This window comes from Pseudomonas gozinkensis (assembly GCF_014863585.1).
In the GTDB taxonomy this organism is placed as follows: domain Bacteria; phylum Pseudomonadota; class Gammaproteobacteria; order Pseudomonadales; family Pseudomonadaceae; genus Aquipseudomonas; species Aquipseudomonas gozinkensis.
In genome coordinates this window covers 788,373-814,395 of sequence record NZ_CP062253.1, presented here as the reverse complement: position 1 = coordinate 814,395, position 26,023 = coordinate 788,373, and the positions used below count along the sequence as shown (strand labels likewise).

General features: G+C 62.5%; 22 protein-coding genes and 1 pseudogene. 15 read left to right on the top strand and 8 right to left on the bottom strand.

What is annotated here, in order from left to right; translation table 11 throughout:
- Positions 1-125 precede the first annotated feature (125 nt).
- The 3 genes from IHQ43_RS03540 (at position 126) to IHQ43_RS03530 (ending at position 3,359) form a co-directional block, all read left to right on the top strand.
- Complete coding sequence (locus tag IHQ43_RS03540; RefSeq protein WP_192563392.1) at positions 126-1,199, top strand: BMP family ABC transporter substrate-binding protein; 1,074 nt, start codon at positions 126-128, stop codon at positions 1,197-1,199.
- Between the two features lie 160 nt (positions 1,200-1,359).
- Positions 1,360-2,325 (top strand): 2-oxoglutarate and iron-dependent oxygenase domain-containing protein, encoded by a 966-nt coding sequence (locus IHQ43_RS03535; protein ID WP_192563391.1) that lies wholly within the window; start codon positions 1,360-1,362, stop codon positions 2,323-2,325.
- 80 nt (positions 2,326-2,405) lie between these two features.
- On the top strand, positions 2,406-3,359 hold the full coding sequence (locus tag IHQ43_RS03530; protein ID WP_007958502.1) for an adenosine deaminase: 954 nt from the start codon (positions 2,406-2,408) through the stop codon (positions 3,357-3,359).
- Between the two features lie 121 nt (positions 3,360-3,480).
- Here IHQ43_RS03530 and IHQ43_RS03525 read toward each other — a convergent pair whose 3' ends face one another.
- From IHQ43_RS03525 to IHQ43_RS03515, 3 genes are all read right to left on the bottom strand, one after another.
- Positions 3,481-4,863, bottom strand: a complete 1,383-nt coding sequence (locus IHQ43_RS03525; RefSeq protein ID WP_192563390.1) for an MFS transporter — start codon at positions 4,861-4,863, stop codon at positions 3,481-3,483.
- A gap of 125 nt (positions 4,864-4,988) precedes the next feature.
- Positions 4,989-5,723, bottom strand: a complete 735-nt coding sequence (locus IHQ43_RS03520) for an ArsR/SmtB family transcription factor (RefSeq protein WP_192563389.1) — start codon at positions 5,721-5,723, stop codon at positions 4,989-4,991.
- Between the two features lie 305 nt (positions 5,724-6,028).
- Positions 6,029-6,958, bottom strand: a complete 930-nt coding sequence (locus IHQ43_RS03515) for a LysR family transcriptional regulator (RefSeq protein ID WP_192563388.1) — start codon at positions 6,956-6,958, stop codon at positions 6,029-6,031.
- Between the two features lie 117 nt (positions 6,959-7,075).
- Between IHQ43_RS03515 and IHQ43_RS03510 the strand changes: the two genes are divergently transcribed.
- The 3 genes from IHQ43_RS03510 (at position 7,076) to IHQ43_RS03500 (ending at position 8,754) form a co-directional block, all read left to right on the top strand.
- Positions 7,076-7,369, top strand: coding sequence for a putative quinol monooxygenase (locus IHQ43_RS03510; RefSeq protein ID WP_192563387.1), 294 nt, complete (start codon positions 7,076-7,078; stop codon positions 7,367-7,369).
- Positions 7,370-7,400: 31 nt separating this feature from the next.
- Complete coding sequence (locus IHQ43_RS03505; protein ID WP_192563386.1) at positions 7,401-8,414, top strand: zinc-binding alcohol dehydrogenase family protein; 1,014 nt, start codon at positions 7,401-7,403, stop codon at positions 8,412-8,414.
- Between the two features lie 166 nt (positions 8,415-8,580).
- Positions 8,581-8,754, top strand: a complete 174-nt coding sequence (locus tag IHQ43_RS03500) for a hypothetical protein (RefSeq protein WP_170929593.1) — start codon at positions 8,581-8,583, stop codon at positions 8,752-8,754.
- 11 nt (positions 8,755-8,765) lie between these two features.
- Here the strand turns inward: IHQ43_RS03500 and IHQ43_RS03495 are convergent, their stop codons facing one another.
- Entirely contained in the window at positions 8,766-9,968 is a 1,203-nt protein-coding gene (locus IHQ43_RS03495) for a multidrug effflux MFS transporter (RefSeq protein ID WP_192563385.1), read from the bottom strand.
- A gap of 117 nt (positions 9,969-10,085) precedes the next feature.
- A complete protein-coding gene (locus tag IHQ43_RS03490; protein WP_007958490.1) occupies positions 10,086-10,283 on the bottom strand; it encodes a heavy-metal-associated domain-containing protein in 198 nt (65 codons plus the stop codon).
- A gap of 147 nt (positions 10,284-10,430) precedes the next feature.
- On the opposite strand from IHQ43_RS03490, the gene IHQ43_RS03485 reads away from it, so the two are divergent.
- From IHQ43_RS03485 to cueR, 3 genes are all read left to right on the top strand, one after another.
- Entirely contained in the window at positions 10,431-10,814 is a 384-nt protein-coding gene (locus IHQ43_RS03485; RefSeq protein WP_192563384.1) for a hypothetical protein, read from the top strand.
- Positions 10,815-11,065: 251 nt separating this feature from the next.
- Positions 11,066-13,459: a heavy metal translocating P-type ATPase gene (locus tag IHQ43_RS03480; protein WP_192563383.1), complete on the top strand. Its 2,394-nt coding sequence runs from the start codon at positions 11,066-11,068 to the stop codon at positions 13,457-13,459.
- Entirely contained in the window at positions 13,456-13,869 is a 414-nt protein-coding gene (cueR, locus tag IHQ43_RS03475; protein ID WP_007958485.1) for a Cu(I)-responsive transcriptional regulator, read from the top strand. The genes IHQ43_RS03480 and cueR overlap by 4 nt, the downstream gene beginning before the upstream one ends.
- On the opposite strand, the gene IHQ43_RS03470 is transcribed toward cueR, so the two are convergent.
- Positions 13,823-15,040: an MFS transporter gene (locus IHQ43_RS03470; protein WP_192563382.1), complete on the bottom strand. Its 1,218-nt coding sequence runs from the start codon at positions 15,038-15,040 to the stop codon at positions 13,823-13,825. The genes cueR and IHQ43_RS03470 overlap by 47 nt on opposite strands.
- A 56-nt stretch (positions 15,041-15,096) precedes the next feature.
- On the bottom strand, positions 15,097-15,993 hold the full coding sequence (locus tag IHQ43_RS03465; RefSeq protein ID WP_192563381.1) for a PA4780 family RIO1-like protein kinase: 897 nt from the start codon (positions 15,991-15,993) through the stop codon (positions 15,097-15,099).
- A 441-nt stretch (positions 15,994-16,434) separates the two neighbouring features.
- On the opposite strand from IHQ43_RS03465, the pseudogene IHQ43_RS29760 reads away from it, so the two are divergent.
- Both IHQ43_RS29760 and IHQ43_RS29755 read left to right on the top strand, forming a co-directional pair.
- A pseudogene (locus IHQ43_RS29760) lies at positions 16,435-17,523 on the top strand (cache domain-containing protein); the annotation flags it as partial.
- 90 nt (positions 17,524-17,613) lie between these two features.
- Positions 17,614-18,381, top strand: a complete 768-nt coding sequence (locus IHQ43_RS29755; protein ID WP_371850984.1) for a methyl-accepting chemotaxis protein — start codon at positions 17,614-17,616, stop codon at positions 18,379-18,381.
- A gap of 49 nt (positions 18,382-18,430) precedes the next feature.
- Here the strand turns inward: IHQ43_RS29755 and IHQ43_RS03455 are convergent, their stop codons facing one another.
- Positions 18,431-19,708 carry an acetyl-CoA C-acetyltransferase gene (locus IHQ43_RS03455; RefSeq protein ID WP_192563379.1) on the bottom strand — a complete coding sequence of 426 codons (1,278 nt, stop codon included), beginning with the start codon at positions 19,706-19,708 and terminating at the stop codon, positions 18,431-18,433.
- 278 nt (positions 19,709-19,986) lie between these two features.
- Between IHQ43_RS03455 and IHQ43_RS03450 the strand changes: the two genes are divergently transcribed.
- The 4 genes from IHQ43_RS03450 (at position 19,987) to IHQ43_RS03435 (ending at position 26,002) form a co-directional block, all read left to right on the top strand.
- The gene (locus IHQ43_RS03450; RefSeq protein ID WP_192563378.1) at positions 19,987-21,339 is read left to right on the top strand and encodes a 3-oxoacyl-ACP reductase; all 1,353 of its coding nucleotides are present in this window, start codon (positions 19,987-19,989) and stop codon (positions 21,337-21,339) included.
- Between the two features lie 2 nt (positions 21,340-21,341).
- Positions 21,342-22,196, top strand: a complete 855-nt coding sequence (locus IHQ43_RS03445) for a MaoC family dehydratase (RefSeq protein WP_192563377.1) — start codon at positions 21,342-21,344, stop codon at positions 22,194-22,196.
- A gap of 318 nt (positions 22,197-22,514) precedes the next feature.
- Positions 22,515-24,200, top strand: coding sequence for a collagen-like triple helix repeat-containing protein (locus IHQ43_RS03440; RefSeq protein WP_192564945.1), 1,686 nt, complete (start codon positions 22,515-22,517; stop codon positions 24,198-24,200).
- 134 nt (positions 24,201-24,334) lie between these two features.
- Positions 24,335-26,002: a ShlB/FhaC/HecB family hemolysin secretion/activation protein gene (locus IHQ43_RS03435; RefSeq protein WP_192563376.1), complete on the top strand. Its 1,668-nt coding sequence runs from the start codon at positions 24,335-24,337 to the stop codon at positions 26,000-26,002.
- The last annotated feature ends 21 nt before the right edge of the window (positions 26,003-26,023 follow it).

Genomic DNA, 26,023 nt, shown 5'->3' with positions numbered 1-26,023 from the left:
GCGGTGCTTTTGTGGGAGCGAGCTTGCTCGCGAAGGCCTCGCCCCAATTTCGACTCGATTTGTTGTCCGCTTGGTCAGCCTTTTGCATTGCCCTCCCCACACACAACAAAAGGGAGTTCGCGTTCATGCAAAAACGTCCACTGCAAACACTGCTATGCATCGCCATGGGCCTTGGCCTCAGCCTGAGCGCCAGTGCCGCCGATCCACTGAAAGTCGGCTTCGTCTACATCGGCCCCATCGGCGACCACGGCTGGACGTATCAGCATGAACAGGGGCGCAAGGCGCTGGCGGAAAAGCTCGGCACGCAGATCACCACCAACTACGTGGAGAACGTCGCCGAAGGCGCCGATGCCGAGCGGGTGATCCGCAACATGGCCAAGGACAATTACGACCTGATCTTCACCACCTCTTTCGGCTACATGAACCCGACGGTGAAAGTCGCCAAACAGTTTCCCAAGGTGACCTTCGAACACGCCACCGGCTACAAGCAGGACAAGAACCTCGGTACCTATCTCGCGCGCACCTACGAGGGGCGTTACGTCGGTGGTTTCCTCGCGGCGAAGATGACCAAGACCAAAAAGATCGGCTACGTCGCCTCGTTCCCGATCCCGGAAGTGATCCGCGACATCAACGCCATCCAGCTGGCGCTGAACAAGTACAACCCCGGCACCGAGATCAAAGTGGTGTGGGTCAACTCGTGGTTCGATCCGGGCAAGGAAGCCGACGCCGCCAACGCGCTGATCGACCAGGGCGTGGACGTGGTGTTCCAGCACACCGACAGCCCGGCGCCGATCCAGGCCGCCGAGCGGCGCGGTGTCTATGCCGTGGGCTACGCTTCGGACATGGCGCACTTCGGGCCGAAAGCGGTGCTGACTTCGATCGTCAACGACTGGGCGCCGCACTACATCCAGGCGACCCAGAGCGTGATCGACCATAACTGGAAATCCCAGGACTACTGGGGCGGGTTGAAGGAAGGCACGGTCGAACTGCCGATCAGCGATCTGGTGCCGGCACCGGTGAAGGCCGAAGCCGAGCAGATCATCGCTGACATCAAAAGCGGCGCCCTGCAACCGTTCACCGGGCCGATCAAGGATCAGGCCGGGGTCGAGAAAATCCCGGCAGGGGTCAGCGCCAGCAACGCCGAACTGGCGTCGATGAATTACTACGTCGAAGGCATGAAGGCCGAGATGCCGAAGTAATCCTCCCAGAAACACGCATCAACCCTGTGGGAGCTGGCTTGCCAGCGATGGCGGTTTAACAGGCAACAATGATGTTGAATGTGATGGCCTCATCGCTGGCAAGCCAGCTCCCCCAGGATTTCTTGGTGTTTTCAAGTCTGTGTCTCATCAGGACAAGTGCATGAACAGCCTTCCGATCATCGACATCTCGCCGCTTTACTCCGACGACCACAACGCCTGGCCCGCCGTCGCCGAACAGATCGACCACGCCTGCCGCGAATGGGGCTTTTTCTATATCAAGGGCCATCCGATTTCTGCGCAGCGCATCGAATCCCTGCTCGATCACGCCCGGCACTTCTTCGCGCTGCCGACTGCGGAAAAACTCAAGATCGACATCACCCGGACCGTCCATCACCGCGGCTACGGCGCCATCGCCACCGAACAACTGGACCCGGACAAACCCAGCGACCTCAAGGAAACCTTCGACATGGGCCTGCACCTGCCGGCGGATCATCCTGAAGTGCTGGCAGAAAAACCCTTGCGTGGCCCCAACCGTCATCCGGCCATTCCCGGCTGGGAAGCGCTGATGGAACAGCACTACCTCGACATGCAGGCCCTGGCGCAAACCCTGCTGCGGGCCATGACTCTGGCGCTGGGCATCGAGCGGGACTTCTTCGATACACGCTTCAACGAACCGGTCAGTGTGCTGCGAATGATCCACTACCCACCGCGCCACACCGCCAGTTCCGCCGAACAGCAAGGTGCCGGTGCGCACACCGATTACGGCTGCATCACGCTGCTGTATCAGGACGCCGCCGGCGGCTTGCAGGTGAAAAACGTCAAAGGCCAGTGGATCGACGCACCGCCCATCGACGGCACGTTCGTGGTCAACCTTGGCGACATGATGGCGCGCTGGAGCAACGACCGTTATCGCTCGACTCCGCACCGGGTGATCAGCCCGCTCGGCGTGGATCGCTACTCGATGCCGTTCTTCGCCGAACCGCACCCGGACACGCGTATCGAGTGCCTGCCCGGTTGCCAGGACGCACAGCATCCGGCGAAATATCCGACCACCACCTGCGCCGAATTTCTGCTGTCGCGCTTCGCCGATACCTACGCCTATCGACGGGAGCAGGAAGCGGTGTGATGGATCGGTTGGTCAGGTTTTGCCAATTGTTTCGGCGGGCATCTGTAGAATGCCGCCATTGCACCTGATGAGAAAAGAATATGTACGACTGGCTCAACGCCCTGCCCAAGGCCGAACTGCACCTGCACCTCGAAGGCTCGCTGGAGCCCGAGCTGCTGTTCGCCCTGGCCGAACGCAACAAGATCGCCCTGCCGTGGAGCGATGTCGAAACCCTGCGCAAGGCTTACGCCTTCAACAATTTGCAGGAATTCCTCGACCTGTATTACCAGGGCGCCGACGTGCTGCGCACCTCCCAGGATTTCTATGACCTGACCTGGGCCTACCTGCTGCGCTGCAAAGAACAGAACGTGATCCACACCGAACCGTTCTTCGATCCGCAGACCCACACCGACCGTGGCATCCCGTTCGAAGTGGTGCTCAACGGCATCGCCGCCGCGCTGAAGGATGGCGAGCAGCAACTGGGCATCACCAGCGGTTTGATCCTGAGTTTCCTGCGCCACCTGAGCGAAGACGAAGCACAGAAAACCCTCGACCAGGCGCTGCCATTCCGTGATGCGTTCGTGGCGGTAGGTCTGGACAGTTCCGAAATGGGTCACCCGCCGAGCAAGTTCCAGCGCGTGTTCGACCGTGCCCGCCACGAGGGTTTCCTGACCGTCGCCCATGCTGGCGAAGAAGGCCCGCCGGAGTACATCTGGGAAGCCATCGACCTGCTGAAAATCCAGCGCATCGACCATGGCGTGCGCGCCATCGAAGACGAGCGCTTGATGCAGCGGATCATCGATGAGCAGATCCCGCTGACTGTGTGCCCGCTGTCGAACACCAAGCTCTGCGTGTTCGATCACATGTCCCAGCACAACATCCTCGACATGCTCGAGCGCGGCGTGAAGGTCACGGTGAACTCCGATGACCCGGCGTACTTCGGTGGTTACGTGACCGAGAACTTCCACGCGCTGCACACTCACCTGGGCATGACTCAGGACCAGGCCAAACGCCTGGCGCAGAACAGCCTGGATGCGCGGTTGGTAAAACCATAAGCAACAGCGCATAACCAATGTGGGAGCGAGCTTGCTCGCGAATAGGGTCTGTCATTCAACGAAGATGTTGTTTGATACACCACTTTCGTGAGCAAGCTCGCTCCCACAGTTGGTTCAGGGTTCAGCCAATAACTTCTGCTTCGGTCAATTCCTCCAAGGTTTTGCCCCGGGTCTCCATCCCGAACAGCCACACCACCCCCGCCGCAATCGCAAAGCACAGCGCCCCCAACGCAAACACCCCGCCCTGCCCGGTGATCGGGAACACCAGCCCGGTGACCAACGGCCCGAGCAACGAGCCCACGCGGCCGATGGCCGAGGCAAAACCCGAGCCCGTCGCCCGCGCCGATGTCGGATACAACTCCGGCGTGTAGGTGTAGAGCACCGCCCACATGCCGAACAGGAAAAACTGCATCAGCAGGCCCGTGCCGATCAGCAGCGACACATTGCCGCCGAACACAGCACTTTGTCCGTACAGAAACGCCATCACCCCGCCGCCGAGCAACGTGACGATGCACACCGGCTTGCGTCCCCAGCGCTCCACCAGCCAGGCCGCCATCAGGAACCCGGGAATCCCGCCGAGGGAAATCAGCACGGTGTAATACACCGACTGGGTCACGGCAAAACCCGACTGTTGCAACAACGCACTGAGCCACGAGGTCAGGCCGTAGAAGCCGAGCAGCGCGAAGAACCACAGGCTCCAGATCATCGTCGTGCGCTGGCGATACAGCGGTGACCAGATCTGTTTGAGCGCCGAAAGGAAATGCCCCGGTGGGGTCACGCTGCGAGGCAGACGAACCGGCTCCGGCAATGCAGCACCGCCGAGTGAGGCCTGTACCCGCGCCTCAATTCCGCGCAGCACTTTGTCCGCCGCGTCATGTTTGCCGGCCTGCTCCAGCCAGCGCGGCGACTCGGGAATGAAAAAGCGGATCGCCAGCACGAACACCGCCGGCACTGCCAGCACCAGAAAGATGTCGCGCCAGCCAATCAATGGCAGCAGGAAATACGACAGCACCCCGGCAGCCACGAAACCCAGCGGCCAGAAACCGTCCATCAATGCGATGTAGCGACCCCGGCGCTGGGCGGGGATCAACTCCGACAACATCGACTGGGCAATCGGAAACTCCATGCCCATGCCGATTCCCAGCAGGATGCGAAACAGCGTCAGGCTATCGACCGTCTGCGCCGTGGAACACAGGTAACTGGCCAGCCCCCACAAGACGATGCTCCACTGGAACACTGGTTTACGACCGAATCGATCCGCCAGCAATCCGGACAGCGACGCCCCCAGCACCATGCCGAAAAAACTCGAACTCGCCAGCAGACCAGCCTGCGCACTGCTCAGGCCGAACTCGGCTTTGATCGAGCCGAGCAGGAAGGTCATCATCGCCAGATCCATGGAGTCGAAGAAAAACGCCAGGGCGATGATGATGAATATGATCCGGTGATAACCGCTGACTGGCAGACGCTCCAGTCGATCTGCCGCGCTGAAGTTTCTCGTGTCCATGCCGCCTCCTCAATCCGAAAAATCCCCGGATCGAGTGTGCGCGATAGCGGTTGCGCGCCTGTGCCAGATGCGACTTGTTCGCAGCCGTTGGCGACGCCTGGTGCCAACCCGTTGGCAAAAACGCTCTACAACGCCATTTCCAGCTCGGTTTCACAGGCAAATCGATGGATTTCCCGCTGGCCGGCCGCCGTCAATTGCAAGGCACGGGAATCGTTGGGCAGCACCAGCCAGCCCGACTGCATGAATAGCTGCAACAACGCCGCGCCGAGCGAGCCGCCCATGTGCGGGCGACGCTCGCTCCAGTCCGGACAGGCGCAAGCCACCTGAGCATTGCGGTGTGCCAGCGCCTGGATATACACCCCGCGCCCGGCCAGTTGTGTCGAGCCTTTGTGCGTCACGACCACCCGATTCTCAAGCTGCTCGATCCAGCCGGCGTCGAGCAGTCGCTGGTACAGGTCGGCGGCCAGCGTTCCCCCAAGATGGTCGTCGCAAAACCGCGCGCGCAGCAGTGACGAGGGGGCGGCCTGGGGTCTGACGACCGGCGAGGCACGCTTGAACACGTCGGGAATTTCTCGCGGGGCACTGGCCAGGGTGGCACTGGCCAGCGCTTCGATGGCCGCGCCGATTTCGGGAGCGGCCAGGCGAAAGAAGCGTTTGCGTCCGCGCGCCTCGACCTTCAACAGACCGCCAGCGGACAAGCGCCCCAGATGCGCACTGGCTGACGACGGCGAAAGCCCCGCCAGCAACGCCAGCTCCTCGGTCTGCCGCGCCGAGCCATCCATCAACGCCCACATCATCGCGCTGCGTTTGGGGTCGGCCAGCAACGTGGCGATCTGGCTGATGCAAGGTGCATGTTCCATGTATTCACTCCCTGTTGAATCGTATCGTCTACTGCTCATAGACATCTTGACCAGTAATCAGTCGTCGGCCAAGACGCGCAAAGTGCCTTGAGCCGAGGCAAGGCTGCGCGCCGCAGCGAGAAAACCGCAGTACTGTCGCGACCCTCGATCCTGCCCCGCCGGTTCCGGTCTGATCTTTCTCCTGCCGGCCTGTCGGTGCGGGCTTCAGGCGGTCGCTAGTATAAGCGGGTTGCACGCTGCGTCCTGCGCCGGAGTGGACGTGGCTGGTGATTGTTCCTGACAGAAATTTCGCTATTTACGTGCGACTAATGATCGGTCCCCGTGAAAACGGGAAATCGGCTACTCAATTCAGCGCAACGACTGGCGAGCATTTCCCTCAGCAGGTTCACCGGCTTACTCAATTGTGCGCGATGGGCGCACAACAAATTCAGCGGAGCACGTTCGCAGAGCAGCTCCGGCAACAGCACTTTCAGCCGACCCGCCAGCACATCACCGGCCACGTCGAGCCACGACTTGTAGGCGATACCGGCTCCCGCCACCGCCCACAGACGCACCACGTCGGCATCGTCGCTGAAGCGGTCGCCACTGACGGTCAGGCCGACCTCACGCTTGCCGTCGTGGAAACTCCAGTGGTCATGCACTCGGCCTCCGAGCATGTACAACAGGCAGTTGTGCTGCGCGAGCTGTTCCAGACTCAGCGGCTCACCCTGTCGCGCCAGGTAGGCAGGCGATGCGCACAACACCCGTCGGTTGTGCGGGGCAATCGGCAACGCCACCAGACTGGAATCTTCCGGCTCGCCGTAGCGCAACGCGATGTCCACTGGCTGGCGAAACAGATCGGCGATGCGGTCGCCCAGCAGCAGGCGCACCGTCAGCTTCGGGTGTTCGCGCTGAAAGTCGTCGAGCCAGGGCAACAGCAAGTTGCGACCGAAATCCGAGGGGGCCGACAGCTGCAATATCCCGCTGACCTGATCCTGTCCGCTGGCCAGCAGACGACGGCCCTCCTCCAGGTTGCTCAACGCAGCCCGGGCGTATTCGAGAAAACCTTCACCTTCGGCCGTCAGCCGCAGGCTGCGGGTGGAGCGCGCCAACAGCCGCGCCCCCAGTTGTTGCTCGATCCGCTTGAGCGCAGCACTGGCCACGGCGGCGGACAGGTCCATCACTCGCGCCGCCGCCGACAGGCTGCCCAGATCCGCCGCCCGGACAAACAACTGCAAGTCATCGAAACGCAGCATTGATAGCCTCGATTATCAAAAAAACATTGAAAGAGACTGCTCTTTTAGCCGGTTTTATCTCCGGCAGAAATAGCCAATCATGCCATCCATCGAATTCATCCCGTCCCGGAGTCGAACATGTCCCAGCCTTTCACCGCCATCGCCACCCTGATTGCCCGACCTGGTCAGCAGGACGTCCTTGAACAGCACCTGCGCGCCCTGATCGAACCGACCCGCGCGGAAGCGGGTTGCGGACAGTACGAACTGCACCAGGATCTGGCCAATCCGCTGGCCTTCTACATGATCGAACAGTGGGCCAGCGACGAAGCCCTGCAAGCCCACGATGCCAGCGCCCATATCCAGCATTTCCGCAGCCAGGCCGAGTCGTTCCTCGAACACTTCGAACTCAAGCGCCTGCGCGTCATCGCCTGAAGCCTTCCTCTATTCACTTTCGGAGTTCTCCATGAAAGCCATCGCCTATTACGCCTCGCTCCCGATCAACGACGAAAAATCCCTGCAAGACATCGAACTGCCGGAACCGGTGGCCGGCCCTCGCGACCTTCTGGTGGAAGTCAAAGCGATTTCGGTCAACCCGGTCGACACCAAGGTTCGCCAGAACGTCGCGCCGGAAGGCGGCGCCGCGAAAGTGCTGGGCTGGGACGTGGCCGGTGTGGTCAAGTCGGTCGGCAGTGAAGTGACGCTCTTCAAGGCCGGCGACAAGGTGTTCTACGCCGGCTCCATCGCCCGGGCCGGTGGCAACAGCGAACTGCACGTGGTGGATGAGCGCATCGTCGGCCACATGCCGAAAACCCTCGGTTTCGCCGAAGCCGCCGCCCTGCCGCTGACCGCCATTACGGCTTGGGAACTGTTGTTCGAACGTCTGCAGATTCGCGAAGGCAATACTGATGAAGGTCAGAGCCTGCTGATCGTCGGCGCGGCCGGCGGCGTCGGTTCGATCTTGACCCAACTCGCCAGCCAGTTGACCGGCCTCAAGGTGATCGGCACCGCCTCCCGCCCGGAGACCCGCGACTGGGTGACCGAGCTGGGCGCTGACCTTGTGATTGATCACAGCCAACCGTTGAGCGAAGAACTGAAACGCGCCGGTGTCGCCCAGGTGACCCACGTTGCCAGCCTGACTCAGACCGATCAGCATCTGGACCAACTGGTCGAGGCTCTGGCGCCGCAAGGCAAGCTGGCGTTGATCGACGATCCGAAAGCGCTGGACGTGACCAAGCTCAAGCGCAAGAGCCTGTCGCTGCACTGGGAGTTCATGTACACCCGCTCGCTGTTCGAAACCGCGGACATGATCGAGCAGCACAAACTGCTCAACCGGGTGGCCGGGCTGATCGACAGCGGGACGTTGAAAACCACGGTCGGCGAGCACTTCGGCACAATCAACGCGAGCAACCTGCGCCGTGCCCATGAATTGCTGGAAAGCGGCAAGGCCAAGGGGAAAATTGTTTTAGAAGGTTTCTAAAACTCGCGAGACCGCAGCCTTCTCCAGCCTCCGGTGTGGCTGGCTCGGGGGCTGCGGTGTTTTTTTGCCGTCAGTCAGATGCTTGACCCTTGTCACAATTGCGATCGTATTCAGGACTACAATCGAAACCTCTGCGATGCAATCTTTTACGTACGGGAGGTCAGCAATGAAGATCCTGATAAAAGAAGTGGCAAAGTCCCAGTGGCAAGTTCGTCTCGACCAGCACGCCGTGACCTTCCGCAGTGAGGCCGAAGCTCGCGCCTTCACCCGCACCCTCGAAGCGCGTATCTACGCGCCCCACCAGATTCCCGACCTTGGCCAGCAACGCGCTGTCGGCTGAGGCTTTCTTCTTTAGATTTCAGCCTGCGCCTTTGCGAGCGCCCGGGCATTCTGCATGCGCCGGGTGAGCATTGCTGCGCACACCACCAGCAAACCACACAGGCTGATGACAATCGCCATCGGCACGGCGGTGCCATCGTGCAGGATCCCCACCAGCGCCGAAGCCCCGGCGGCGACGCTGAATTGCATGCTGCCGAGCAACGCTGAAGCACTGCCGGCGCGACCGCCCTGCCCGTTCATCGCACACGCCGCCGCATTGGGGCTGATGCAGCCAAGGCTGGCCACGCAGATGAACAACGGAATCAGCAGTGGCCACAGGGCCTCGGTGTGCAAGGCACTGACCGCGAGCAGCGTCAGCCCGGCGCCCAGGTAGACCCAGACCGCCCGCGACAGCAGGAAGGCCGGACCACGCTTGGCCAACAGTCGCGCATTGACCTGTGCCACCAGAATGAACCCGGCCGCGTTGGTGCCGAACAGCCAGCCGAAATGCTCGGCCGGTACGCCATATAACTTGATGAAAATGAACGGGGAACCGGCGATGTAGGCAAACATCCCGGCGATGGCGATGCCGCCGGTCAGGGCATGGCCCATGTAGACCGGATCGGCCAGCAACCGACCGTACTGACGCAATGCACCGGACAACGGCTGACGCGGAACATGCGCCGGCAGACTTTCCGGCAGACCGAGAGCCACCGCCAGCCCTGCCAAGGCACTGAACCCGGTCAGCACCAGGAAGATCGACTGCCATCCCGACGTGTTCACCAGCAGTCCGCCGAGCATCGGCGCCAGAATCGGCGCCAGCCCCATCACCAGCATCAACTGTGAGAAGACTTTCGCCGAACCCACCGCGTCGCACTTGTCACTGACCACCGCCCGGGCAATCACCATCCCCGCACAACCGCCCAGCGCCTGCACGAGCCGCGCGCCGATCAGCCATTGCAGATTCGGCGCATAGGCGCAGGCCACTGACGCCAGCGTGAACAGCGTCAGGCCAATGAGCAGCGGAATCCGCCGGCCGAAGCGATCCGCCACCGGCCCGTAAGCCAGCTGGCCGATGGACAGGCCGAAGAAGTAAGCCGACAGCGTCAGCTGGACGTGTTTCTCGTCGGTGCCGAATGCCAGCGCCATGGTGGGAAACGCGGGTAGATAGAAGTCGATCGCCAACGGACCGAAAGCGGTCAGGGCACCGAGAATCAGAAGGGTACGGAAGTTCATCAGGCGTCCAGGTCTGGCAGGCAGTTGGGTGGGCACTTTGGTGGAGAGTGCAGCCCGACAGTCTAGCCGCGCCAGGACGCCTTGAACATTCCGGTAGCTCGCTAACTATTAAAAAGATCAGGCGAGTTTGATCGCATAACCTTCTTCGCTGATCGCTTCGATGACCTGCTCGGCACTCAGCGCACTTTCGACCCCGACTTCCTTCGCCGCCAGATCGACCCGCACACTGGCGGCCGGATCCTTGCTCTGCACCGCCTGGGTGACGGCTTTGACACAGTGACCGCAGGACATGCCTTCTACAGTGAACACTTGCATGGAGTGACTCCTTTGAGTGAGGTTGCCCGCAGTTTCAGGCTTGCCACGATGGCAAGGTCAAGTTCTGCAAAAACTGCCGGGCTGGCAATCGGCGCCGCGCTCGGCCAAGCTGCATGCATCAATGACATGAATTCAGGAGATTCAGCCATGCGCTGGTCAGCTTTCAGCCTGTTTGGCTTTCTCAGCCTCTTTGCCGCGATCCCTTCGGTGCATGCCGCCGGGGAGGATTACGGGGTGCTGATCATTTCCCGCGAGCGCCTGGAAGTCGCGACCTCGTGCGAAATCGGCGTGTACATCCAGGATCAACTGTCGGCGCGACTGTTCCAGGAGCAAAGCACTTCGTTCAACCTGCCGCCGGGCAATGTCTCGCTGCGCCTGAAACTGCTGCCGGGACAAATGCCGGGTTGCAACCCGGGCATGCTGGCGCCGGGCTCGCAGGAGATCAAACTGCATGCCGGCGACATCCTGAAATTCCGCATCGCGATGAATGCGGAAGGCATGTACCTCAAGCCCACCGGCCTCGGCTATTGAATACCGCTCGCTGATCGTTCCCACGTCGAGGCGCAGCCCGGGACGCTCTGCGTCCCAAAGCGTGACGCAGAGCGTCACAAGAGGCATTCCCACGCAGAGCGTGGGAACGATCGGGTACGCGGGCGGTAGCGGGTTGCGGGTTGCGGGTTGCGGGTTGCGGGTTGCGGGTTGCGGGTTGCGGAAACTGGCGCTTGACCTTGCCAGCATGGCAAGGTTGATCCTGTAGAAATCTTCTACAGGGAGTACGACCGATGTCCGATTCCATCACGTTCGATCTGCCCATCAGCGGCATGACCTGCGCCAGTTGCGCTGGTCGTGTCGAGCGGGCGTTGAGCAAAGTCAGCGGCGCCAGTGCCGTCAGCGTCAACCTCGCCACCGAACAGGCCCGGGTGCAGGCCCCCGGCGACAGCTTGCCGGCACTGATGGAGGCGGTCGAACGCGCCGGTTACAGCGTGCCGCAGCAAACCGTGGAATTAAACATCGACGGCATGACTTGCGCTTCCTGCGTCGGCCGCGTCGAACGCGCCTTGAACAAGGTTGCGGGGGTGAAAAGTGTCAGCGTCAACCTCGCCAATGAGCGCGCCCACCTCGAGCTGCTCGGCGCGGTCGACCCGCAAACCCTGATCGCCGCCGTGAGCAAGGCCGGTTATTCGGCCAGCCTCTTCGAACTCGAACACCCTCAATCCGACACTCGCCAGCAACGTCTGAACCATGAACGCTGGGCGCTGATCTGCGCTATCGCCCTCGCCTTGCCGCTGGTGCTGCCGATGATGCTGCAACCGTTCGGCATTCACTGGATGCTCCCGGCCTGGGCGCAATTCGCCCTCGCGACCCCGGTGCAATTCATCTTTGGTGCACGTTTTTATGTAGCGGCGTGGAAAGCCGTGCGCGCCGGCGCCGGCAACATGGACTTGCTGGTGGCCCTGGGCACCAGCGCCGGTTACGGCCTGAGTCTCTACGAATGGGCGACTGCTGACGGACGCATGCCGCATCTGTATTTCGAAGCCTCGGCAGTGGTCATCGCGCTGGTGCTGCTCGGCAAATACCTCGAGAGCCGCGCCAAACGCCAGACCGCCAGCGCCATCCGCGCACTGGAAGCGTTGCGCCCGGAGCGGGCGATTCAAGTCATCGATGGCCGCGAACAGGATGTCGCCATCAGCACCCTGCGCCTTGGCGACCGGGTATTGGTCAAACCCGGTGAACGCTTCCCGGTGGACGGCGAGGTGCTGGAAGGCCAGAGCCACGCCGATGAAGCATTGATCAGCGGCGAAAGCCTGCCAGTACCCAAACAACCGGGCGACAAGGTCACCGGCGGCGCGATCAACGGTGAAGGCCGTTTGCTGGTGAGCACCACGGCGCTCGGCGCGGAAAGCGTGCTGGCGCGCATCATCCGTCTGGTGGAGGACGCTCAGGCCGCGAAAGCACCGATCCAGAAACTGGTGGATAAAGTCAGTCAGGTGTTCGTGCCGACCGTGTTGCTGCTGGCCCTGGCCACGCTGATCGGCTGGTGGCTGTACGGCGCGCCGCTGGAAACCGCGTTGATCAATGCCGTCGCAGTGCTGGTGATCGCCTGCCCGTGTGCCCTCGGTCTGGCGACACCGACCGCGATCATGGCTGGCACCGGCGTGGCCGCCCGCCACGGAATTCTGATCAAGGACGCAGAAGCACTGGAACGTGCCCATGAAGTCAGCGCCGTGGTGTTCGACAAGACCGGCACCCTGACCTCCGGCACGCCGCGCATTGCCCATTTCAGTGCGATCGACGGTGACGAAAACGCCCTGCTGACTGCGGCCGGCGCGCTGCAGCGCGGCAGCGAACATCCGCTGGCCAAAGCGGTGCTGGATGCCTGTGCCGAGCGCAATCTGAACGTACCGGATGTCAGCGACAGCCAGTCCCTGACCGGCCGTGGTATCGCCGGCAGCCTCGACGGCCGGCGCCTGGCGCTGGGCAACCGGCGCTTGCTGGAAGAAAGCGGTCTGAACGCCGGAAAACTGAGCGAATCCGCCAAGGCCTGGGAAACCGAAGGCCGCACGCTGTCGTGGTTGATCGAGCAAAGTCCGGAGCCCCGCGTACTTGGCCTGTTCGCCTTCGGCGACACCCTCAAGCCCGGCGCGCTGCACGCGGTGCAACAACTGGCGGCGCAGCACATCCACAGCCACCTGCTGACCGGCGACAACCGCGGCAGCGCCCGGGTGGTCGCCGAAGCGCTGGGCATCGAAAACGTCCATGCCGAAGTGCTGCCGGCAGAGAAAGCCGCCACCGTCGCCGAGCTGAAGAAAACCGGGGTCGTGGCCATGGTCGGCGACGGCATCAACGACGCCCCGGCGCTGGCCGCCGCGGACATCGGCATCGCCATGGGCGGTGGCACCGACGTGGCCATGCACGCCGCCGGCATCACCCTGATGCGCGGCGACCCACGGCTGGTGCCGGCCGCACTGGAGATCAGCCGCAAGACCTACGCGAAGATCCGCCAGAACCTGTTCTGGGCCTTCGTCTACAACCTGATCGGTATTCCGCTGGCGGCGTTCGGCTTCCTCAATCCGGTACTGGCCGGCGCGGCGATGGCGCTGTCGAGCGTCAGCGTGGTGAGCAATGCGCTACTGTTGAAAACCTGGAAACCCGAGGATCTGGAGGACAACCGATGAACATCGGCCAAGCGGCCCGCCACAGTGGCCTGAGCGCGAAGATGATCCGGTACTACGAGTCGATCGGTCTGCTCAAGGCTGCCCATCGCACCGACAGCGGCTATCGCGTCTACGGCGACGATGACCTGCACACGCTGGCATTCATCAAGCGTTCGCGGGACCTGGGCTTTTCGCTGGAGGAAGTCGGCAAGCTGCTGACCCTCTGGCAGGACCGCCAGCGCGCCAGCGCCGACGTGAAGGCCCTTGCGCGCCAGCACATCGACGAGCTGAATCAGAAGATCCGCGAACTCGGCGAACTGCGCGATACCCTGCAGGATCTGGTCGAGCACTGCCACGGCGACCATCGCCCGGACTGCCCGATCCTCAAGGAGCTGGCGTCGGGCTGCTGCGCGCAACCCGCTCGCGCCTGAGCAGCAGAGTTTTCATCGACAGCACAGTGGCGAGGGGAATGCCGTGGAACAGCAGCACCACGGCACCCGGCGTCCACCACTCATAGAACGGCGCGGCGATCAGCATGCCGACGCCGAACCCGGTCATCTGCAACAGCGTCAGAAAGCTGAAGATGGGCAGGCGCAGGGGCTCCGGTTCCCGTTGCAGCCGTGACATCAGGCCGACTTCCGAGAACCCGTCGCCCAGTCCGGCCGGCAGCGAAAACAGCAACAGCCCGACGACGCTGTGCTGCTGGAACATCAGGATGAATCCGCAGGACATCAGCAGCACGCCACCGAAATAGCGGCGCTCCAGATGGATGTTTTCCGAGCCGTTGAGGCGACTGGCGATCCGCGCGCCGAGCAGTTTGCCGGCGGCCCACACCGCGAGCATCAGGCCCAGCGTGGTGCTCGCCGAGTCTGGCGTGAGCAGTCTGGAAATGATCGGAAAACCAACGTTGTGTGCAGCGCTGCCAAGGGTGTCGGCCATGGTCACCGCCAGCATCGCCGCCACCACCGGAGCGCTGCGCAGGCCTTGCAGCAAAGCCGACCATTCACCCTGTTTAGCGCTGGGTTCGGCCACCGGTTCCGGTGCACTGAACCGCAGCGGCGCAATCAACACTGCCGCCAGCAGATAGGTCAGTGCATTCAGCGCAAACACCGTTTCAAAGCCGAACCCTGCGACCAGCAACCCGGACACCAGACTGCCACCGACCATCGCCATGGAAGAGGCGGACGTGATCCAGGCATTGGTCTTGAGCAACTGCGAAGGCGCGATCAATCGCGGCAACTGGCTGTTGAGGCCGATGGCGAACATCGAATTGCCAAAGCCCAGACCGAACGCGATCAGCGGCAGCAACAACGTCTGCTGTCCAACCGGGACGATCAACAACAAACCCAGCACAGCGGCGCGCAGCAGATCGAAGGCAATCAATGGCAGACGGCCGCTGCACCGACGATAAAACGCAGTGCCGATCAGGCTGGCGAAAATTCCGCCGCCCACACGACTGGCGAGAAAAATCCCCACGCTCATCGCGCTGTTGCTCAGCAGATAGACATAAGTGGCCAGCGCAACCATGTTCAGGAAAGCGCCGAAATCGGAAATCAGCCGGGCCGTGATGATCAGCCGGGCATTGCGGGAGGTGGTGGTCACAATCAATCCTTGAATGTGTAAAACCCGGCCGAAGCCGGGTTTTCTTTTTCAGATGCTCACTGCATCCACGGTGGCGGAGGCGGTTCGTCGGACTTGCCCTTGGGCTCGTCGTCCGCCGCACGGATGGCTTGCTTGCGCTCCTCATCCAGACGCGCCGCTTCGATCTCGCGCAGGACCCCGCCGACATCGGCCAGATCCTCGGGATCGTCGAACTCGCCGGTCAGCACACTGGCCGGGTGCAACGTACCCGCTTCGTACAGCGCCCACATTTCCTTGGCGTACTTGGTCTTCTTCAACTCCGGGGCGAAGCGACCGAAGTAAGACGCCATGTTGCCGACGTCACGTTCCAGCATGCTGAACGCGTGGTTGTTGCCGGCGGCGTCCACCGCTTGCGGCAGGTCGATGATGACCGGCCCCGTCGGCGTCAGCAGCACGTTGAACTCCGAGAGGTCACCGTGCACCAGACCGGTACACAACATCAGCACGATCTGCGAAATCAGGAACGCGTGGTATTCGCGGGCCTGATCCGGCTCCAGCACCACGTCGTTCAGACGCGGCGCGGCATCGCCGTATTCATCGGCCACCAGCTCCATCAGCAGCACGCCTTCGAGGAAGTCGTACGGTTTGGGCACTCGCACCCCGGCACTGGCCAGGCGGAACAGCGCCGCGACTTCGGCGTTCTGCCAGGCGTCTTCGGCTTCCTTGCGCCCGAACTTGGAACCCTTGGCCATCGCCCGGGCCTGTCGGCTGTTGCGAACCTTGCGACCTTCCTGATACTCGGCCGCCTGGCGAAAACTGCGTTTGTTCGCCTCCTTGTAGACCTTTGCGCAACGTAACTGATTGCCGCAGCGCACCACATAAACAGCTGCTTCTTTGCCACTCATGAGTGGACGCAGCACTTCGTCGACCAGACCGTCCTCGATCAGGGGTTCAATGCGTTTTGGAGTCTTCATCAGCTTTTATTGTGGGTCCTTTATTACCAAACACGCGAATGCCACTCGTTATACGGCAATCCTCGCATCACGGGGAGGGGTTGCCGACCTGTGAACCTGTGGATGCACACACTGTGCCGGAAAAACCGGGCCGATCCGCCGCTTTATCGGCCGCTGCAAATCATAGCCGAGGCTGTCGAAGTTGTTGGCGACAGTACTTGAGGGCATTTGCGACAGAATCTGACATCCCGCCGAACACTGCTCGTAAGAATTTTCTCTTCCAGCCTCAATTTCCCTCTCCGGCAGCCGAATTCCTCAGAGACAGAGGAATTTGTCCGACAATCGTTCCAAAAAAATCTTCGATGTCGCACCCAAGGAAACGGGTGAGAAATACGTTTTTCGGCTGCCAATAACCGCGAGTCATCTGCACTGCGTGGGCCTACAAGAAAATCTGGAGCGCGGATGAACATCAAACAGAAGTTGACCTGGGCGTTTGCAATCATCGCCTGCTTGCCCGTGGTGCTGGTCGCCACGCTGGTGGTACTGAACCTGCGCAGCGATGCCCGGGACGATTTTGTCGACAGCAGTGGGCGCGAGATCCGTCAGGTCAGCAACGCCATGCAGCTTTTCTTTGACGGCATCAGCCAGAACGTCGATTACCTGGCGGCGCAGCCGCTGGTGAAGAACGCCGACGGCAGCGTACGCAGCCGCATGAGCGCCAACGCCTCCGATACCTCCGATGGCGAGATCGACAAGCAACTGTTTGCACTGTTCGAGGGACTGGCCAAATCCCACCCGGCCTACTCCTACGTCTCCTATGGATTGAACAGCGGCGGCTATGCCTTCTGGCCGGGCGATCCGAAGATGGCCAACTACGACCCGCGCACCCGCCCCTGGTACAAGACGGCCATGGCCAACCCGGGCAAGACCCTGCGCACCGAAGCCTATTACTGGGCCGGCGACGACGCGGTACTGGTCAGCACTGTGCGCGCGGTCGCCAACCAGTTGGGTGCCCAGGGTGGGGTGGTCAACATTGACGTGTCGCTCAAGCAACTGACCGAGATCGTCAAACAGATCAAGCTCGGTGAAAGCGGTTACCTGATGCTGATGGAAAACACCGGCACGGTGCTGGTCGATCCGAAGCAACCCGAGCACAACTTCAAGCGACTCGACAGCCTCGGCGACGGCTACACGCAACTGGCCAAGGCCGGCAAAGGCCTGGTGGACATCGAACTCAACGGCGAGCGCTACATGGCCAACGTCTGGCCGTCGGAGCAACTGGGCTGGACCTTCATCGGCCTGATCAAACAGAACGAAGTGATGAGCTCCGCCACTCAACTGACCTGGCTGATCGCGATTATCGCGGCGGTGCTGGCGGTGTTCTTCGCGGTGGTCGGCGCCAGTTTCGCCAGCCTGATCGTGCGGCCGATCCGCAGCGTGGCCAGTGGTCTGGAAGGCATCGCCCAGGGCGAAGGCGACCTGACCAAGAACCTCGATATCCGTGGCAGCGACGAAACCGCGCAACTGGCCAACTGGTTCAACCAGTTCCTCACCGCGATCCGCAGCCTGATCCAGCACATCGGCGGCGCGGCCGGAAAAATCCTCGCCACTTCCCAGAGCTCGACCCGGGTCTCCGGCGACATGGCCGAAGCCGCCGGACGCCAGCGCGAAGCGGTGGACATGGTCTCGACCGCGTTCCACGAAATGGTCGCCACCGCCAACGAAGTCGCCCGCTCGTGCAGCCAGGCAGCGGAGTCCGCCGACAGCGGCCAGCGCCAGGCCCGCGAAGGTCAGCAGCAGATCGATGCAGCGGTGCACAGCGTCGACCAACTGAGTCAGGAACTGGAACAGTCAGCGCAGTCGATGCAGCAACTGGAACGCGACAGCAACGACATCCAGTCCATCCTCGGCACCATTCGTTCCATCGCCGAACAGACCAACCTGCTGGCGCTCAACGCGGCCATCGAGGCGGCACGTGCCGGTGAACAAGGCCGTGGTTTTGCGGTGGTGGCCGATGAGGTTCGCGCCCTGGCCAAACGCACGGCGGATTCGACGGCGGAAATCGATGGGCTGCTGGGCAATCTCGCAAAACGCACCAGCGCGGTGACTCAGCAGATGCGTGCCAGCCTGGATGTGTCGCAGCAGTCGGTGGCGCGGATCGGCGAGGCGCGGGAAAGCTTTGGGCAGATTCGTGAGTCGGTGGATGTGATTCGCGACATGAACACTCAGATCGCGACGGCGGCTGAAGAGCAGCATCAGGTGGCTGAGGACATCAATCGGCATATCAGCCAGATTCATGGTGATGCGCAGTTGGTGGCGGAGCTGGCGAATTCGGCGCGGCTGGATTCGCAGAGTCTGGCGGGGTTGTCGAATGAGCTGGATGGGTTGGTGCGGCGGTTCCGTACCTGAGTAACCTTTGGAATCCCCTCTCACTTTGGGAGAGGGGATTCTTGTTCTTTCAGCGCTCGATGATCGCCGTCACACCTTGCCCCCCTGCCGCACAAATCGAAATCAACCCCCGCCCCCGTCCCGCCGCATCCAGCAACTTCGCCAAATTCGCCACTATCCGCCCGCCCGTCGCAGCAAACGGGTGCCCCGCCGCCAGCGAACTGCCCTTGACGTTCAAGCGGCTGCGATCAATCGATCCCAGCGGCGCGTCCAGCCCCAACCGGGTCTTGCAGTACTCCGGATCTTCCCAGGCCTTCAATGTGCACAACACCTGCGCGGCAAAGGCCTCGTGGATTTCGTAGTAATCGAAATCCTGCAAGGTCAAACCATTGCGCGCCAGCAAGCGCGGCACCGCATACACCGGGGCCATCAGCAGCCCTTCGGCGCCGTTGACGAAATCCACCGCCGCCGCTTCGCCGTCGCGCAGATACGCGAGGATCGGCAGACCACGTTCCTTCGCCCACTCCTCGCTGCCCAGCAACACCACCGACGCGCCATCGGTTAGCGGCGTGGAGTTGCCGGCGGTCAGCGTGCCCTTGGCGCTTTTCTCGAAGGCTGGTTTCAGGGTTGCGAGTTTTTCCAGGGTCAGGTCCGGGCGCAAGTTGTTGTCGCGGGTCAGGCCGAGGAACGGGGTCATCAGGTCGTTGTGCCAGCCTTCGCTGTAGGACGCCGCCAGTTTGTGGTGGCTTTCGAAGGCCAGTTGATCCTGCTCTTCGCGGGGGATGTTCCAGGTCTGCGCCATCAGCTCGCAGTGCTCGCCCATCGACAGACCGGTGCGTGGTTCGCCATTGCGCGGGAATTCGGGGATCAGGTGTTTCGGGCGCAATTGCAGAAAGGTCTTGAGCTTTTCGCCGGTGGTCTTGGCGCGGTTGGCTTGCAGAAGGATCTTGCGCAGGCCTTCGCTGACGCTGATCGGCGCGTCCGACGTGGTGTCGACGCCGCCGGCAATGCCGCAGTCGATCTGGCCGAGGGCAATCTTGTTCGCCACGAGCAGCGCCGCTTCCAGGCCAGTGCCGCAGGCCTGCTGAATGTCGTAAGCCGGGGTGGCCGGCGACAGGCGCGAGCCGAGCACGCATTCGCGGGTCAGGTTCATATCCCGTGACAATTTCAGCACCGCCCCTGCGACCACTTCGCCGATGCGCTGGCCGTGCAGGTTGTAGCGTTCGATCAGGCCTTCGAGGGCAGCGGTGAGCATCACCTGATTGCTGGCGGTGGCGTAGGGCCCGTTGGAGCGGGCGAACGGAATGCGGTTGCCACCAATGATCGCGACGCGGCGCAGCTGACTCATGAAATGCTCCTTGTTGATCCTGATTCATTGAAGTCCCTGTGGGAGCTGGCTTGCCAGCGATAGGGCCGGCACCTCCAGCCTCTTCAGTGGCTGACACTCCGCCATCGCGGGCAAGCCCGCTCCCACAGGGTAAGTGGTGTACTTGCTATCGGGTTCGGCCACAAAAGCGCCGAGGGCAAACTACTCTGCTGTTCTAGCGTAGGCCTTATTGCGTGGATCGAACGATTGATTGCCCTTCGCAGTCCACACTTTGAATCCCATCTTCTGGAGAGCGTTCCATGTCTGACCGCTATATCGACTTCGCCAACTCGTCCATCGGCCACCGTCTGGTCGGGGCCCTGGGCCTGCCGTCGCCGGTGCGGCTGGAACGCTGGCAGGCCGGGCGCCTGCGTCCGGTGGAAGGTGCACTGCTGATCGGCGGCGGGCCGCTGGCCGAGCGGGTCAGTGCATTCGCCCATCGCCTGACCGACGCGATCTACCGTTACGGCGACCAGCCGGCGAGCGCCACCCAATGGATTCCTGGCCACGGCCCGAAACTCAAGGCGGTGGTGTTCGACGCCAGCGATCTGCAACACACCGACCAGCTCAAGCAACTGCGCGAATTCTTCCAGCCGTTGATGAAGAACCTCGACAGCAGCGCGCATCTGGTGATTCTTGGCCGCGCTCCGGAAACCCTGCGCGAACCGTTCGCCGCCAGCGCACAACGGGCACTCGAAGGTTTCTCCCGCTCGCTGGCCAAGGAGCTGCGCAGCGGCGGTACGCTGCAACTGATCTACGTCGGCGAAGGTGCCGAGGATCAACTCGAAGGACCGCTGCGGTTTTTCCTCTCACCGAAAAGTGCGTTCGTCTCCGGGCAAGTGATTCGTCTGGTCCCTTGCGCCACGCCGGTAACCGACTGGACACGCCCGCTGGCCGGGCGCAAGGCGCTGGTCACCGGCGCGGCTAGAGGCATCGGCGCCTCCATCGCCGAAACCCTGGCCCGGGACGGCGCCGAGGTGATCCTGCTCGACGTGCCGCCAGCCAAGACCGATCTGGAAGCCCTCGCCGCTCGCCTCGGCGGACGCGCCATCACCCTCGACATCTGCGCCGAAGATGCTGCCGCGCAGCTGATCGAACAGCTGCCGGACGGCCTCGATATTCTGGTGCACAACGCCGGCATCACCCGCGACAAGACTCTGGCCAACATGACGCCTGAGTTCTGGGACGCGGTGCTGGCGGTCAATCTCAACGCGCCGCAAATGCTGACCAAGGCCCTGCTCGACAGCGGCACCTTGCGCGATAACGCCCGGGTGATCCTGCTGGCCTCGATCAGCGGCATCGCCGGCAATCGGGGGCAGACCAATTACGCGGCGAGCAAGGCAGGACTGATCGGACTGGCCCAGGCCTGGGCGCCGACATTGCAGGAACGCGGCATCAGCATCAACGCTGTGGCGCCGGGGTTCATCGAGACCCAGATGACCGCACACATCCCGTTCGGCCTGCGTGAAGCCGGACGGCGCATGAGTTCGCTGGGCCAGGGCGGCCTGCCGCAAGACGTCGCCGAAGCCGTGGCCTGGCTGGCACAACCAGGCACTGGCGCCTTCACCGGGCAAGCGTTGCGGGTGTGCGGCCAAAGCGTTCTGGGGGCCTGAACATGAGCATCGAATGGCAAACCCTGCACCACGAACCGAGCCTGCCGGGGTTGTATGCCCGGGCGGCGACCCGACGCAAGATCACCGGCACCACCCTGCCCGACAGCGGTTTGCGCTGTGCAGTCGAGGTGGATGGCAAACGGCTTGCGGCGTATCGCAAGGTCTGCGGTTTCGCCGATGACGGCCTGCTGCCGCCGACCTATCCGCATATCCTGGCGTTCGCCCTGCAGATGCAATTGCTGACGGCCAAAGACTTTCCGTTCCCGCTGCTCGGGCTGATTCATCTGAGCAACCGCATCCGTGTATTGCGGCCGATGGGCGGGATCAGTCGCGCGCAAGTCAGCGTCAGGGTGCATAACCTGCAACCTCATCCGAAGGGCGCGACCTTCGATTTGCTGACCACCCTCGACGATCAACTCGGGCCATTGTGGGAAGCCGAAAGCCGGATGCTCTGTCGCGGCGTGAAGCTCGAAGGTGAAGCGGTCGAGCAGACCTGGGAGCCGACGCTGCCCCTCGCACAAGTGGCGCAATGGAAGGCGCCGGCGGACATCGGCCGGCAGTACGCGAAAGTCTCCGGCGACTACAACCCGATTCACCTGAGTGCTGCCAGCGCCAAACTGTTCGGCTTCCCGACCGCCATCGCTCATGGACTGTGGAACAAGGCCCGAACCTTGGCGGCACTGGCGGATCATCTGCCCAGCGCCAACCTTGAGGTCACCGTGCATTTTCGCAAACCGGTGCGCCTGCCGAGCGAGGTGAGCCTGTTCGCCAGCGCTGCCGGTTCCAGCGGTGAGTTGCGCCTGATCGGCGCCGGGGATCTGGAGCACATGGTGGGCAACTGGCAGCCCGTGGCCTGATATCGAGGCCGGGAAAACCTGCTCAATTGTGTATATATCACTTAAGTTTTCCCGCGCCGCGAACATCTTCTTCGCCAACAGCCAGCCTTGATTTTCAAGGCTTTTTTTTGCGTGTCTATATCCTCGGTATTAATCGTTAGGCGGCACTCGCAGCCGCCTGCATAAAGGCGTTAATACCAACTTGAGAATGGCGTGGATCCAGCCTTGCGACTGATATGAGCACAACGGACGAAGGCATTGCCGGCAACAGAATCGGCGAGCCGTCGAAGTCAACGAACGTTGTGACAGGTGCAAGGAATAACCATCATGAAAACCCACATGAAAGCCCAGGCGTGGTGCAAATCGGCAACAGCACTGGCCCTCATTCTCTCCCTCGGCCTTACCGGTTGCAGCAGCGGCGGAGGCGGTCATCACAGCACGTCCGGCAGCTCTTCTCCAGACAGTGCCGCTGCGGGCACTGGCGGTACGGGGGCATCCGGCGGGACCGGCGATTCGGCAGGGACTGGCGGTACGGGCAGTACGGGCGGGACTGGCGGGACTGACGGTACGGCTGGCACCGGCGGAACAGGAGGGACCGGTGGCACTGGCGGCACTGGCGGCACCAACCCGACCAATCCGACCGACCCTACAAACCCTACAAATCCGACCAATCCGACGGACCCGACGAACCCGACCAATCCCACCACCCCTTCGCTGGTGACGACCACGCTGGTACAGGATGTCGGTAATACCGTCAGTGGTGTTGGCAACGGGGTCGGGCAGGTGGGCGATTCGCTCAGCACAGTTCCAGTGGTCGGAGGGGTCGTGCAAAGCGTCGCCAATACCGCCGGCAATGTGGTCGGCACGCTGGGTGATGGCGTGTCCAACGGCATCGGCAAACTGGCCAGCACCCCGAATGGCCTTGGTGTGACCGCGTCGTCGGTCGGCGGTGTGGTGCAGGATGTCGGCAACGGCGTATCGGATGTCAGCGGCAAGCTGGCGACCGCTACCGGCAGCATCCCGGTGGTTGGCGGGGTAGTGACCAAGGTGACGCCAATCCTCGGCGGCGTCGGCGAGAAAGTCACCATGCTGGGCGACACGCTCAGTACCGCCACCACCACCGGTCCGCTGGGCGGTCTCACCACGCAGGTCAGTCAGAAACTGGTGCCAGTGATTGCGATGGTTGAAAGCACCACCGACAAACTCGGTAGCGCAACCGGTCTTGGTGCTCCCCTCAATGGCGTGGTCCAGAAAGTCGGCGGTGCAGTGGACGGCCTCGGTGACAAAGTGACGGGGGCCGGCAACGGAAATGCCCTGACCAACACGCTGGGTGGCGCGTTGAGCAACGTCGGTACCACCGTCGGCAAGGCCGGTGCACTGGTGAACAACGGTACTGGCGGGAATTCGGGTGGTATCGGTGGCGGCCTCGGCGGTACCGGTCTGCTGCAAACCGTGGGCGGGGCCGTGGCCAATGTCGGTGCCGGTCTGGGCGCAGGCAACAGTACGCTGAGCGCCCCTGGCAATGTGGTGGTTTCGGCGGGTAACACCGTGGCTTCGCTCAATACGGCGTTGGGAGGCCCCGGCACGACAATCACAGCACCTACCGCGGCATTGGCCAACGTCGGCAACGTCGTCGGTACAGGTCTGAGCCCTGTGACCAGCGCAGTAACCAGCCTGACGCAAAACGTCGGCAGCGCCACCGGGCTCGGTGGGCCGGTTGCCGGTCTCACCGGCCAAGTGGGCGGCGCCGTGAGTAATCTGGGCGGCACCCTCGCAGGCAGCACGAGCAATCCCGTGGTCACAGCGGTCGGTGGAACAGTCGGCACGGTAGGCAACACCGTGACGGCCGTCGGTGGCCTGCTCAACGGCGGAGCCGGTACCCCGGCCACCAACCCGGTCACGACCGTCGTCAGCAACACGGTCACAGCCGTCGGCGGAGCGCTCGGTGGCACCACCAATGGCGGCACCGGCCTCGGTGGCGTCCTCGGCGGTCTTACCGGCGCCCTGGGTGGCAACAAACGCTGAATTGCACCTGGCCGATTCGACGGCCGAACCTACAGCGCCTACGCTTGGTTGAGGGCGGAAGATTCCCACGAGTCTTCCGCTTTTTTCTTGGGAGAAAACCCGCCCGGTGCCGGGGTTTGAACATGGAGTGTCTTATGCGCGTTATGGCATCCCTGCTGTTTCTCAGTCTCAGTTCCACAACCCTCGCCGACACCCTGCCCAGCTTTCTCAACAGCAACGAAACCATCCGCAACCTGCCGGTGCCGAACCTGCCCGCCGACGCCTACCGGCCGAACGCCGCGCCGCTGCAAGTACCGGATCCCGGTGCCGCTGCCGAACCGTTGATGATGAGCACAAAGATCAAACTCAACACCGTGCAGATCGAGGGCGGCACGCTCTACCCGCTGAACGAACTGGCAGAAATCTACAAACCCCTGATCGGCCGCGAGAGCAGCCTCGCCGACCTGATCGAGGCCACTCGCAACATCACCCGTCGTTACCAGCAGGACGGTTATCTGCTGTCCTACGCCTTCCTGCCACAGCAGACCTTCGATGACGGTGTGGCGCGCGTCGTGCTGGTGGAAGGTTACGTCCGGGACGTGCAGATCGCGGGCGACGTCGGACGGGTCAAAGCCCTGCTCGACCGACTGGCCGCCAAGCTCCAGGCTGAGCGACCTCTCACACGCAAGACCTTCGAACGCTACACCACGCTGATGACCCGGATTCCCGGCGTCACGATCCAGGCCCAGGTGCCGCCGCCCGGCACCACCGACGGCGCAACGACGCTGGTGGCCCAGGCCAGCCGCAAACCGTTCACCAGCACCCTGAGCACCACCGAAGACAACCGCAACGGCACCCAGGCTTTGCTCGGCGTCAGCAGCAACTCACAGACCTCGATGGGCGAACAGCTGAGCCTCAGCGGCCTGTTTCCACCGGGGGATGATCACGAGCATTACTACCGGCTGGACTACAACCAGTTCATCAACGACGAAGGTGCGCAACTGAGCCTGTCGGCCTCACGCTACCGGGCCGACCCCGGCACCAACGTGCTGCTGAACAACGGCCTGGAACTCAAGCCGCACCGCGAAAACGACCGTTATTCGCTCGGGTTCACCCTGCCGCTGATTGCCGCCTCGGATGAATTGCTGACCGCCGGATCACGCCTGTACGCGGTCAACGACAAGACCCGCTACAACGTGATCGGCTACCCGCTGAGCGTCGAAGAACGCACCGACATCCGCGCCCTCGCCTTCGAAAGCGACTGGCGCAAGGCCGATGCCCGGCAACTGCGAATCCTCAGTGGCGGCGTGTATCAAGGCTTCGACAGCCTCGGCGCACACACCAACAACAGCGCCATTGACCTCGACTTTTTCCGGGTGCGCCTGTCGGGGGTGCAGAGCGACAAGTTCCTCGACAATTGGCAAGGCGTGCTCTCGGCCGCGTTGTACTGGAGCAGCGACACCCTGCCCGACAGCGAGCGCGCCGTGTTCGGCGGGCAGAACTTCGGTCGCGGTTACCCCGACGATCAGGCGTCCGGCGACAAGGGCTGGGGCGTGGCTTACGAGATCAACTACAGCTTCAACCGCGACGGCAACTGGGTGCGCATCCTGCAACCGTACTTCGTGCTCGACCGCTCGCGCAGCTGGTTCAATGAGTTGCCGGTGCAGGCCAACAACCTGTCATCGGCGGCGTTCGGTCTGAGATTTGGCGATGCGAAGTACTACAACATCGCTCTGGAAGCCGCCAAGGCGATGTCGGATGAAGCGTTGGATACGTTCAACCGCAGACCACGCTACAGCATCAGTTTCAGTTACCAGTTGTAGGCAACCGTCGCAGGCAACGCC